Here is a 12,538-nt window from a genome sequence, read left to right on the forward strand (position 1 = left end):
CGCCAGATTGAAAGCGGAAACAGGGGAAGTATGGACAGCCAGTTCTTCGAGAAGCCGATTCTCAACTCGCCGTATGAGTATCCGGCGCGGCATTGGGAGCTCGACGATACCGGCCAGCCAACCCAGCGTGTGCAGGCGAGCCGCCGCACCGCTGAGTTCTTTACCCCGATACCGAAACCCCGTAAGCGCAAAGGTAAGGCCGAGCAAGGCGACCTAGTGTTTGACGAGGGCAAGGGCCTCTCAACGGAAGCTCAGCGCTACGACCACACCACCGTCATCAATACCGTGCGTCAGCAAGTAGATCGCTGGCGCCAGCTGCCGAATCCTGCCGATTGGCATGTCACTCCCGAAACCGCTCGCCTGTTGCAGCATTGGCGTCATCACCCGTTCGGCGGCATACGACCGTTCTTCTGCCAGGTCGAGGCGGTGGAAACAGCCATCTGGCTGAGTGAAGTCGCCCCGCACATCGGCAAGGCCGGCCAGGGCATCCTGGAACACCTCGCCAATGCCAACAACGACGCCAATCCGGAGTTGATGCGGCTGGCACTGAAACTGGCGACCGGTGCCGGCAAGACCACGGTCATGGCCATGCTGATTGCGTGGCAGACCGTTAATGCCGTGCGCCGTCCGACCAGCAAGCGCTTCAGTCGTGGCTTTCTGGTGGTCGCTCCCGGCATCACCATCCGCGATCGCCTGCGCGTGCTGCTGCCGAACGACCCGGACAGCTACTACGCCAGCCGCGAGCTGGTGCCCAGCGACATGCTGGAGGATCTGGGCAAGGCCAAGATCGTCATTACCAACTACCACGCATTCAAGCTGCGCGAACGCATCGAGCTATCCAAGGGTGGTCGGCTGCTTCTGCAGGGACGTAATGGCGCGCCGCTGGAGACGCTCGAAACCGAAGGCCAGATGCTGCAGCGCGTGACGCCCGAGCTGATGGGCTTGAAGAACATTCTCGTCATCAATGACGAAGCGCATCATTGCTATCGCGAGAAACCAGGCAGCGACGAAGACGAAGATCTGAAGGGCGATGACCGGAAGGAAGCCGAAAAGAACGCGGAGGCCGCTCGCCTGTGGATATCAGGCCTTGAGGCGGTGAACCGCAAACTCGGCGTGGCACGCGTGATGGATCTTTCCGCCACGCCGTTCTTCCTCAGCGGCTCCGGCTACGCCGAGGGCACGCTGTTTCCGTGGACCATGAGCGACTTCTCGCTGATGGACGCGATCGAATGCGGCATCGTCAAACTGCCGCGCGTGCCCGTGGCCGAAAACATTCCCGGCGACGAAATGCCGATGTTCCGCGAGCTGTGGAAACACATCGGCAAGAAAATGCCCAAGAAGGGCCGCGGCAAGAACAACGCGCTCGATCCACTCAGTATCCCGGTGGAGCTGCAGACCGCGCTGCAGGCGCTCTACGGGCACTACGAGAAAACTTATGCGTTGTGGAAGGCATCGGGCATCAAGGTGCCGCCGTGCTTTATCGTGGTATGCAACAACACCGCCACGTCCAAGCTGGTCTACGACTACATATCGGGCTTCGTCCGCGAGAACGAAGATGGCACGTCCAACGTCGTCAACGGTCGCCTGGAGTTGTTCCGCAACTTCGACGAGCACGACAACCCGCTGCCACGCCCCAACACCTTGCTGATCGACAGCGAGCAACTCGAATCCGGCGATGCGCTCGACAAGGGTTTCCGCGACATGGCCGGCCCCGAGATCGAGCTGTTCAAGCGCGAGGCGCTCGAACGCGGTGGCGCCCTGGCCAACGACCTGCGCGCGGGCAAGGACATCGACGACGCCACGTTGCTGCGTGAGGTGATGAACACCGTCGGCAAGCCCGGCTCGCTGGGCGAGTCGATCCGCTGCGTGGTCTCCGTCTCCATGCTCACCGAGGGCTGGGATGCCAACACCGTCACTCACGTGCTCGGTGTACGCGCCTTCGGCACCCAGCTACTGTGCGAGCAGGTCATTGGCCGTGCACTGCGCCGTCAGTCCTACGATCTCAATGAAGAAGGCCTGTTCAACGTCGAGTACGCTGACGTGCTCGGCATCCCGTTCGATTTCACCGCCAAACCGGTCGTTGCGCCGCCACAGCCGCCTCGTGAAACCATCCACGTCAAGGCCGTGCGGCCCGAGCGCGACGCGCTGGAGATCCGCTTTCCACGCGTGGCCGGTTACCGAGTGGAGCTGCCGGAAGAGCGTCTTACCGCGAACTTCAACGAAGATTCGGTCTTTGAACTCACGCCAGCCATCGTTGGGCCGTCCAAAACCAAGAACGCCGGTATCATCGGCGAGACGGTGGATCTGAGCCTGGATCACATCCGCGACATGCGTCGATCCACCTTGCTGTTCAACATCACCCAACGTCTGCTCACCACCAAGTGGCGTGACGCGGGCGAGCAGCCCAAGCTGCACTTGTTCGGGCAGCTCAAGCGCATCACCAAGGAGTGGCTCGATACCTGCCTGGTCTGCAAGGGCGATACCTACCCCGGCCTGCTGATGTATCAAGCGCTAGCCGACATCGCATGCGAACGCATCACCAAGGCGATTACGGCCGACGAAATCAAGAAGGGACGTGCGGTCAAGGCCATCCTCGACCCGTACAACCCCACCGGTTCCACTAGCCACGTCAACTTCAACACATCGAAGACAGATCGTTGGGAAACTATTGGGCCGCCACCGAAGTGTCAGCTCAACTGGGTCATCCTCGACAGCGATTGGGAAAGCGAATTCTGCCGCGTTGCCGAGGCGAACCCCAAGGTGCTGGCTTACGTCAAGAACCACAACCTCGGCTTCGATGTGCCATACCGCTACGCCTCCGAAACCCGCATCTACCGCCCGGATTTCATCATCCACGTCGATGACGGCCACGGCCCCGACGACCCGCTGCACCTCGTCGTCGAGATCAAGGGTTACCGCGGCGAAGACGCCAAGGAAAAGAAGTCCACCATGGACACCTACTGGGTGCCTGGCGTGAACAACTTGGGCGCGTACGGCCGCTGGGCGTTTGCCGAGTTCACTGACGTGTTCCAGATCCAGGACGACTTCGCCAAGAAAGTTGAGGCGGAATTCAAAAAAATGATCAACAGCGTCGCATCCGGCGCAGTACAAGAGGTGCCAGCAAATGTTTGACACCACCAAGGAAGATCTGAAAGATATCCTGCGCAAGGTCAACGAAGGGAAACTGCAGCTTCCCGATTTCCAGCGGGACTACGTCTGGGGTGATGAAGACGTGCGCAGTCTTATCGCGTCGATTGCCAAGGGATTTCCCGTAGGGGCGCTGTTGACGCTTGAGACCGGTGGTGAGGTCGAATTCAAACCCCGCGTCCTTGAAGGCGTGGAAGTCAGGGATGTACGCCCAACCGAGCTACTGCTCGACGGCCAGCAGCGCATGACGTCTCTTTTCCAGGCAGCGTTCGCCAAAGCGCCTGTTCGCACCAGGAATGTGCACAAGAAGCTCGTGGAGCGCCTGTACTACATCGATATCAAAAAGGCGGCTGCCAGCAAGGGTAGTCTGGAGGACGCCATCATCGGCGTGCCTGCCGACAGGATCGTCCGCACGAATTTCGGCAAAACCATTGATCTGGACGTCTCTACGCGGGATCGTGAGTTTGAGCTCGATCTGTTCCCGCTAAATCAGGTCTTTGACAGTCGCGACTGGTTCTACGACTGGCGAGACTTCTGGCGGGCCAAAGACCGCGACATCACCGAGCTCGATCGTGACTTCGTGCGGACCATCGTCGATTCCATCGAGCGCTACAAAATGCCGATCATCCGCCTCGATCGCAACAACAAGCGGGAAGCGATCTGCGTCGTGTTCGAAAAGGTCAACGTAGGCGGCAAGAAGCTGGACGCGTTCGAACTGGTCACCGCCATCTACGCGGCCGAAAAGTTCGACCTCCGAGAGGACTGGAACGGCACAAAAAAGCCCGCAAAAGCTGGCCGCCATTCCCGCATGATCGGCGCACCGAACCCGCGCGATGTGCTCACCCAGATAGCCAACACAGACTTTCTGCAGGCCTGCACGCTCTTGCATACGCGCGACCTGCGACTCCAAAAGGCAGCCGAAGGCGCCAAGGATGGTGATCTCCCGCAGATCTCCTGCAAGCGCGACGCGCTACTGGGGTTGCCGCTGCACGCCTACCAGAAGCATGCCGATGCGGTGGAGTCGGGCTTCATCGAGGCAGGCGGGTTCCTCAATGAGCTGAAGATCATCTGGCACAAAGACATCTCCTATCCGCCACTGGTCGTCGGGCTCGCAGCGATCTTTGCGATCCTCGGCAAAGACGCGCAGACAGCCAAAGCCAAGCAGCAGCTTGCCCAATGGTTCTGGTCTGTCACGCTGGGCGAACTGTTTGGGTCCAGCACGGAATCCCGGTTGGCCCGTGACGTTCCCGAAGTGGTCGACTGGATAAAAAATCCGGTATCTCGCCCACGCACCCTCGATGAGGCAGTCTTCCAGGCGGTCAGGCTGCGCTCGCTCCGTTCACGGCAATCCGCAGCCTACAAGGGCCTGCATGCCCTGCTGATGAAAGGGGGCTGTCGCGACTTCATTACCGGGCGCCCGACTGACCTGATGACCTTCTTCAACGACGATATCGACATCCATCACGTGTTTCCACAAGCATGGTGCAAGAAGCAAGGCATCGAGAAAGGCGTGTTCGACGCCATCATCAACAAGACGCCGCTGTCTAAGCTTTCCAATATTTCGGTGAGCGGCGATGCGCCCTCGGTCTACCTTAAGCGCATCGAAGACAAGCAGGGCATTTCTTCCGACGACCTTGATGCCATTTTGCGTACGCATCTCATCGAGCCGGCGCACCTGCGCGCGGACGACTTTAAGGCGTTCTACGAAGCCCGCAGCAACGCTTTGGCTGAACTGGTAGCGGGTGCAATGCAGAAGCCCGTGGTGGTGGAAGCCGGCACCAATGAAGTCGAGCAAGAAGATGACTCGATGGAAGCCGACGAAGAGCTGGAAGCCGCCTGATGGCCAAGAAACCCAAAACTCCGCTCACCGTCGAAGCGCTCAAGCACGACGAAGCAACGCGCAAGAACATCCCCACCGCCGAATACCAGTCGCTGATGCAGAAGGAGGACAGCGCGCCTGTGCGCGTGTCCTATCCACGCGGCGGCAACGCACTGGACGAGGAGAAGGCACAGCGCAACCGCGACCTGGATCCGCAGCTGGTCTGGCGCGGTAAAGACCAGCAGGACTGGTCAGACCTGGTGGTCAACGCGCCGCCGCTGTACATCCAGGAGAAGGTGCACCCCAAGGTGCTGATCGACGACCTGCGTCGCGAGACCGATCGCAGGGAAGAATCGGCGGCACAGACGCAGGCCGGCAACATGGCCGACCTGTTCGCCGACTTCAACGGCCTGCCCAGCGACAACGCCAAGACCGAGTTCTACCAGCACGACGCGCACTGGGCCAACCGCATGATCCTGGGCGACAGCCTGCAGGTGATGGCCTCACTGGCCGAGCGCGAGGGGCTGCGTGGCAAGGTGCAGTGCATCTATTTCGATCCGCCCTACGGGATCAAATTCAACTCCAATTTCCAGTGGTCGACCACCAGCCGTGACGTCAAGGACGGCAATACCGATCACATCACCCGGGAGCCGGAGCAGGTCAAGGCGTTTCGCGATACGTGGCGTGACGGCATCCATTCGTATCTGACGTATTTGCGCGATCGTTTGATGGTGGCGCGGGACCTGCTGACCGAGTCCGGGTCGATCTTTGTACAGATCGGGGATGAGAATGTTCACCGGGTGCGGGCGGTGATGGATGAGGTGTTTGGTGACGGAAACGCCATCGCCACGATTCCTTTCAAAAAAACGTCTGCACTGGGCGGGAAGACCCTCGATGTCGTTTACGACACGATTCTGTTCTATGCGAAAGACAAAGAGAACCTCAAATATAGAAAGCAGTTGATGTCCATCGGGCACGACACCTACGCGTATCCGAATGTGGAATCGATCGATGGTAGCTGGCGCCGACTGTCATCAGACGAGCGCGGAGATTTCGATCCAGCTTTTGGGCGCTTGTTTCGCACTGACAACATCACATCCCAAAGCGGAGGGGAAAAGACGGCTTTCCCAGTTAACATCGAAGGCAAGCTTCTCAAGCCATCAAAGGGATCGTTTTGGAAAACAAACGAGCGTGGGATGAACGTGCTCGCGAAAGCCGGAAGATTAAAGGTAGTCGGAAACACCTTGACGTACACGCGCTATCAGGATGACTTTCCGGCGCGAGCACTTACTGCTTGGTGGGACGACACGATTCAATCGACCTTTGCAGCCAAAAACATCTATGTGGTCCAAACCTATACGAAGGTCGTTCAGCGCTGCCTCCTAATGGCTACCGATCCTGGGGACCTAGTGCTCGACCCAACCTGCGGTTCCGGCACCACCGCCTATGTGGCCGAACAGTGGGGGCGCCGCTGGATCACTCTCGACACGTCGCGCGTGGCGCTGGCGTTGGCCCGCGCACGCATTATGGGTGCGCGCTATCCGTTCTATCTACTTGCCGACTCGCGCGAGGGTCAGCTCAAGGAGGCGGAGCTCCACCGCAGCGCGCCGTCCAGCGTCGCCACCCGCGGCAATATCACGCATGGTTTCGTCTACGAACGCGTGCCGCACATCATGCTGAAATCCATCGCCAACAACGCTGAGATCGACGTGATCTGGGACAAGTTTCAGCAGGCGATGGAACCGGTACGGGGGGCCTTGAACAAGGCGCTCGGAAAGCACTGGCAGGAGTGGGAGATTCCGCGCGAGGTCGATGGCAAATGGTCGGTCGAAGCGAAGCAACTGCATGCCGACTGGTGGCAACAGCGGATCGCACGCCAGTGCGAGATCGACGCCTCCATCGCTGCCACGGCCGGCAGCGAATATCTCTACGACAAACCCTACGAGGACAAGAAGAAAGTCCGCGTGGCCGGGCCGTTCACCGTCGAAAGCCTGTCGCCGCACCGCGTGTTGGGCGTGGACGACAACGACGAGCTGATTGACGGCATCGGCGAAGGCAACGACGGCTACGGCGAAGAGCGCGATTTCGTGCAGATGATCCTGGAAAACCTGAAGACAGCCGGCGTGCAGCAGGCGCACAAGGACGACAAGATCGACTTCACCTCGCTGGTGCCCTGGCCGGGCGACCTGGTCTGTGCCGAAGGCCGTTACATGGAAGGTGACGCGGATACCGGCACCGAGAAGCGCGCTGCCATCTTCATTGGCCCCGAGTTCGGCACCGTCTCGCGCCCCGATCTGGTGCAGGCCGCCCGCGAGGCCGGCGACGCCGACTTCGACGTGCTGATCACCTGCGCCTTCAACTACGACGCCCGCTCCTCCGACTTCGACAAGCTCGGCCGCATCCCCGTGCTCAAGGCGCGCATGAACGCCGACCTGCACATGGCCGACGACCTCAAGAACACCGGCAAAGGCAACCTGTTTGTCATCTTCGGCGAACCCGACATCGACATCCTCGCTGCCGAAGACAACCAGATTCAAGTAAAGGTCAACGGCGTCGACGTCTTCCACCCCAACACCGGCGAAGTCCGCAGCGACGGCCCCGACGGCATCGCCTGCTGGTTCATCGACACCGACTACAACGAAGAATCCTTCTTCGTCCGACAAGCCTACTTCCTCGGCGCCAACGACCCGTACAAAGCCCTTAAAACCACCCTCAAAGCCGAAATCGATCCCGACGCCTGGGCCAGCCTCAACAGCGATACCTCGCGCCCGTTCGACAAACCCACGTCCGGCCGCATAGCAGTCAAGGTAATCAATCACCTTGGCGATGAGGTGATGAAGGTGTTCAAGGTCACATGACTTCGTCGAGTCCATTGCCGCTTCCGGCGGGAGGCGTCGCTGCGTCGTCGGATGTGGTGGCGGCTGGCTTGCCCGTTCCGCCTATTGAGCGGTTACGAATTTTCAGCGCCAGTCAGTGGGAGGACTTTGTTCTCGAATGGGCAGATTCGCTGAGGGATCAGTACGGTACGGTCGAGCGATGTGGTGGCGCGGGCGACATGGGGCGCGACATCATCGCGTTCGACAAGACAGACCCGGCTATCTGGGACAACTTCCAGTGCAAGCATTACAAGGCCGGTTTGACACCTGGTGATATCTGGGTGGAACTCGGCAAGTTGGTCTATTACTCCTTCATCAAGGAGTACACGTATCCCCGAAAGTACGTTTTCGTCGCACCGCAAGGGGCCGGCACCAAGCTGTCCAACCTGCTGAGGAAGCCAGACAACCTGAAGTCCCAGCTGATTGAAAACTGGGATAAGCGTTGCAAGGCCGAAATAACGTCAACTGCGGATATCGAATTAGACCCGGATCTGCGCGCGTATCTCGATGCTTTGGACTTTTCGATCTTCCAGGCAGTTCCGCCACTGCGAATCATTGATCAACATGCCAAGACGCGCTGGTACGCAGCGCGGTTTGGCGGTGGCCTTCCAGCCAGACCAAAACTTGCGCCTCCTCCCGCGACGATCACTGACGACGAAGTGACCTATGTCCGAAGTCTGCTGGACGCCTATGGCGACCATCTGAAGTGCGCCGTTCCGACGGTGGCCGATCTGGAGGCTCACGATGATGCGCGAGAGCACTTCAATGATGCGCGGCTTGAGTTCTACAGCGCTGAGGCTCTCCGGGCGTTTTCACGAGACATCCTGCCTCCCGGAGCATTCGAGGAGCTGCAAGAAGAGCTGCATGGTGGCATCAAGGACGAAATGCGAGGGGAGCATTCGGATGGTTTTCGGCGTGTCCTCGCGGTGGTTAAGACTGCCAAGCTGCTGCCGATCACTGACCACGCGCTCAAGGAGCGCTTATCGCTGATCGATAAGGGCGGCATTTGTCATCAGCTCGCTAATAACGGAAAGGTTCGGTGGGTGCGATGACGGAATCCGTTGAGGTCAAGACACTACCGCCGTTCAACGGTCCGATTGAAATCGGGTTGCGGGCGTTGACGCTCTTGGGTGAGGACTTTCCATCGGCGTATTCGCTCCAGAGGTTGGTTGTCTTCGACTACCTCCTGGTTCACTCCGATGACTTACCTGGTGGTCCGGCTGGCCTGCATCCAAAGACACCGCATCGTGGCAGTGAGTTGCTGGTGCGCCGTACCGTTCTTGAGCAAGGTCTGATGCTGTATCAGAGCCGCGGCCTGTTGGAACGCCATTACACCGAGACGGGCATGACGTTTACGGCGACTGAGAGAACAGCGGCGTTCCTGGACGCACTGTCCTCGGACTATGTCGCGCAGCTGAGAGAGCGGGCAACATGGCTTGTGTCGTTGTTCGAGGAAACCTCCGACAACGAGCTACTGAAAATTGCCAACACCCACATCGGCGAGTGGGGTGCAGAGTTCGCCATGGAGTCTGTGTTGAAGGTGGAGGACGCCGAATGGCGATAGCAGGATTTCAACTACGGCGCCTGACTTTAGTCGGGCGCGGCGTCCCAAACGCTGAAGTGCGATTCAATGAGGGTCTCAATGTTGTGTCTGGTCCGTCCGACACCGGAAAGACGTTCATCGTGCAGTGCATTGATTACATGCTCGGTGGAAAGGACGTTCCCAAGCCCATACCGGAGTCGGAGCAGTATGAGACCGTTCGTCTTGCGCTGAACTATTCGGAGAATGGTGATGAGATTGTCCTAGAGCGTTCGATTCGGGGCGGCAACTTCAATCTCATCAGTGTCGGGCAGGCCGACAGGACTCTTTCTGCGAAGCACAGCGCGGAGAACAAGGACTCGGCATCACAGTACTTGTTGGGTCTCTCCAATTTGACTGGGAAGAGGGTTCGCAAGAACAAACAAGGCGTGACTCGTGAAGTCAGCTTTCGTGATCTGGCGCGATTGATACTGGTTGACGAAGAGACAGTCATCAGTGAGACCTCTCCAATCCTCACTGGACAGCACACCACGGGCACGGCAGAGAGTGCAGTCTTCCGGCTGTTGCTGACAGGCGTTGATGATGGCTCGGTGATTTCCAGCGAGGATCCTAAGGTCGCAAAGGGACGGCAGGCTGGCAAAGTCGAAGTGCTGGATTTACTACTGAATCAGACCAAGGGGAGAGTGGCTGAGTTGCAATTGACTGGCGATGCGAAGGCTTGGCAAGACCAGTTGGCTCAGGTCGAGATTCTGTATGAGGCGGCACAAGACGAGCTTGCCGTCGAGCAGCAGAGCGCTGCATTGCTGGAGGGAAAACGGCGAGAAGAGTTGAACAGTTTGCGTCAGCACGAATCGCGATCTGGTGTCTTGCGCGAGCTGCAACGCAGATTTGGATTGCTTGAGACGCAGTATCAAACGGACCTTCGCCGGCTCGAAAGCATTGCCGAAGCAGGCACACGCCTGGGAGAGATGCGCGAGGAGCGCTGCCTCGTTTGTGGTGCACCCGCTGAGCATCAGGAGCACGAGCATCAGAAGGCCGAGTCAGGACCTGAGGATGTCGCGCAGTCCTGTCTTGCCGAGGCAGTCAAGATCAGAGCACTGATTTCGGACCTGCATTTGACAAGGAAAGGCAACGACGAGGAGATCTTGCGGCTTGCCGACCAATGCGATCTGGCGAGGGAGCGTGTCCGAATCGTTGCCGCACAGATCACAGAAGTATTGAAGCCGAGAGTTGAGGTCGCGCTTATCCGATTGCGTGAGAGCCAAACGACGAGAGACACCTACCGTCGTGCCATTGAACTCAATGGACGAGCGAACGAATTGCAAGGTCTGAAGGATGAATTGGGGACGCGGGTTTCTGACAAGGGGGTGGAGCTTGAGTCAGCGCGTGTACGTGCTGACGAGGCCGAGACCTTTAGCAAGGAGGTTGAAGCCTTGCTTCGCGCTTGGCATTTCCCAGGACTGGATCGCGTTACTTTCAGCGAGAGCGATCAAGACATTGTGATATCCGGGCGAAAGCGTGCGAGTCATGGCAAGGGAGTTCGGGCGATTGCGCATGCGGCATTCAACTTGGCGTTGCTGAAATGTTGCCTTAAGCGTGAGATGCCACACCCAGGATTCGTCTTGATCGATTCCCCGCTAGTGGTCTACCGCGAACCTGATACGGACGAAGGTGGCTTCTCGCATGACGTGAAGGATGCGTTCTATCGCTCAATTGCAGAAGACTTCAGCGCGTCGCAAGTCATCATCTTCGAGAACGAAGACCCGCCCGCGGACTTGGATGCTGACGCGAACGTGATTCGGTTTACGGGCGCGCCACATGGGCGCAAGGGTTTCATTCCGATCCATACCTAAATTTCATGGCATCGGTTTCGACTTAGTGAGGAATTGGTGTCAATCGCTTGTTGAAGATAGCGAGAACGGTTTTTACGTTGGCTTTCGATTTTGATGTGCGCGCGAACCAGTGGTAGGTGAAACAGGCTTGTTACAACGTGATCTGTGCAAACTGCCCTTTCCCCCTGACGTTCCAAGGTACTTGAAACGCAGCTCCGCCGCTGATGCCTTCTGCTTGTTCGATGATGCGTGGCCACCAACGGACAAGTTGCACCGCTTTTTCCCAGAAGTTGTGATCCTTCCAGCCGCGGTCAAGGAAAAATACTTTCAGACCGGCGCGTTTGAGTGCTTCACGCTCCAGACCCTTGTTCAGGCGATCGTGTGTGATCACGACCCACCCATCTTCCTGTGCAAGCGTGGCGATCCACTCCGTATCCGGGGTGTTCGCAGGGAAGCGGTCGCGTAGATGGGTAACCTCGTGGAGGTTTTCCCATTCCCTGATGGTCAGTTCGTGTAGCGCACGAGCAAGCGCTGGTGGAAGATTGTTGTCGAGCAGCAGCTTCACGCAGCCTGCCGCTGCTCGAAGCGGATGGCGGTTTCAATCGCCTTGACCGGAACTTCGTACAAGCGTGCAACGCGCTGCTTGTTCTTGTCTTCCGCCAGCCATGCGTCGTAGAGAATGTCGGTGCGCAACGCGGTATCGGTGACCACTGGCTTGCCGAACGCCAAGTTCGGGTCGAGCACCACCGCCTTGCTGCGCTCCATGGGATACCAGCGTGCGGCACGTTTGTCGGCACCAAACTCGATGCCTGCATACAGGGACGGCTGGACAACCCTGGTGAAGACATACTGCCGACGACGCAGATCTAGCAGATCGAGTTCGCCGCTTTCGCGCATGGCCTCGGCAAATATGGTCTTGCCGTCGGTTTGGAAGCTTTTGCAGGTGAATGGATACAGGCTTTCGAGGATTTCACGGGCATTGATGGCGGCGATGCGAATCGTCTGGAGACTGATGCCGAGCTCACGAAACGCCTTGACGAAACGGATCTCCAGCAGGTCGTGGAAGCTTAATCCGTCGACATCTGCGCCGGATATCTCGGACGACCACAGCGGCGGATGATGCCGCAATGCTTCACCCTTGCCGCTGTTGTATCCCCGCAGCCACCGGCGCAACTCCACGGGCTGCACACCGGCAAGCCGGGCAGCTTCGGGGATGGTGTAGAGGCCAAGGCCGGTGAGTTGCATTGGACAGGTCTCCGTCGGGAATAATGGCGTGGAGAAACCGCCTCCTATTATGTCAGGATCAGCGGGCGTTGCCCAAGAC

At 58.7% G+C, this 12,538-nt stretch carries 8 protein-coding genes; 6 read left to right on the forward strand and 2 right to left on the reverse strand.

Going from position 1 to position 12,538, the window contains the following annotated elements; genetic code table 11:
- Positions 1-30: 30 nt before the first annotated feature.
- From ACVCMG_RS11305 to ACVCMG_RS11330, 6 genes are read left to right on the forward strand one after another with little or no spacing between them, the layout of a single operon-like run.
- Positions 31-3,132 carry a BPTD_3080 family restriction endonuclease gene (locus ACVCMG_RS11305; protein ID WP_447114153.1) on the forward strand — a complete coding sequence of 1,034 codons (3,102 nt, stop codon included), beginning with the start codon at positions 31-33 and terminating at the stop codon, positions 3,130-3,132.
- Positions 3,125-4,987 (forward strand): GmrSD restriction endonuclease domain-containing protein, encoded by a 1,863-nt coding sequence (locus ACVCMG_RS11310; protein WP_447114154.1) that lies wholly within the window; start codon positions 3,125-3,127, stop codon positions 4,985-4,987. The genes ACVCMG_RS11305 and ACVCMG_RS11310 overlap by 8 nt, the downstream gene beginning before the upstream one ends.
- On the forward strand, positions 4,987-7,824 hold the full coding sequence (locus tag ACVCMG_RS11315) for a site-specific DNA-methyltransferase (RefSeq protein ID WP_447114155.1): 2,838 nt from the start codon (positions 4,987-4,989) through the stop codon (positions 7,822-7,824). The genes ACVCMG_RS11310 and ACVCMG_RS11315 overlap by 1 nt, the downstream gene beginning before the upstream one ends.
- A complete protein-coding gene (locus tag ACVCMG_RS11320; protein ID WP_447114156.1) occupies positions 7,821-8,894 on the forward strand; it encodes an ABC-three component system protein in 1,074 nt (357 codons plus the stop codon). The genes ACVCMG_RS11315 and ACVCMG_RS11320 overlap by 4 nt, the downstream gene beginning before the upstream one ends.
- The gene (locus ACVCMG_RS11325; protein WP_447115411.1) at positions 8,891-9,406 is read left to right on the forward strand and encodes an ABC-three component system middle component 2; all 516 of its coding nucleotides are present in this window, start codon (positions 8,891-8,893) and stop codon (positions 9,404-9,406) included. The genes ACVCMG_RS11320 and ACVCMG_RS11325 overlap by 4 nt, the downstream gene beginning before the upstream one ends.
- Positions 9,397-11,235, forward strand: coding sequence for an AAA family ATPase (locus ACVCMG_RS11330; RefSeq protein WP_447114157.1), 1,839 nt, complete (start codon positions 9,397-9,399; stop codon positions 11,233-11,235). The genes ACVCMG_RS11325 and ACVCMG_RS11330 overlap by 10 nt, the downstream gene beginning before the upstream one ends.
- 130 nt (positions 11,236-11,365) lie before the next feature.
- On the opposite strand, the gene ACVCMG_RS11335 is transcribed toward ACVCMG_RS11330, so the two are convergent.
- On the reverse strand, positions 11,366-11,779 hold the full coding sequence (locus ACVCMG_RS11335; protein ID WP_447114158.1) for a DUF5615 family PIN-like protein: 414 nt from the start codon (positions 11,777-11,779) through the stop codon (positions 11,366-11,368).
- Positions 11,776-12,459: a DUF433 domain-containing protein gene (locus ACVCMG_RS11340; protein WP_447114159.1), complete on the reverse strand. Its 684-nt coding sequence runs from the start codon at positions 12,457-12,459 to the stop codon at positions 11,776-11,778. The genes ACVCMG_RS11335 and ACVCMG_RS11340 overlap by 4 nt, the downstream gene beginning before the upstream one ends.
- Positions 12,460-12,538: the final 79 nt, after the last annotated feature.

It is taken from the genome of Rhodanobacter sp. UC4451_H18 (genome assembly GCF_052978225.1).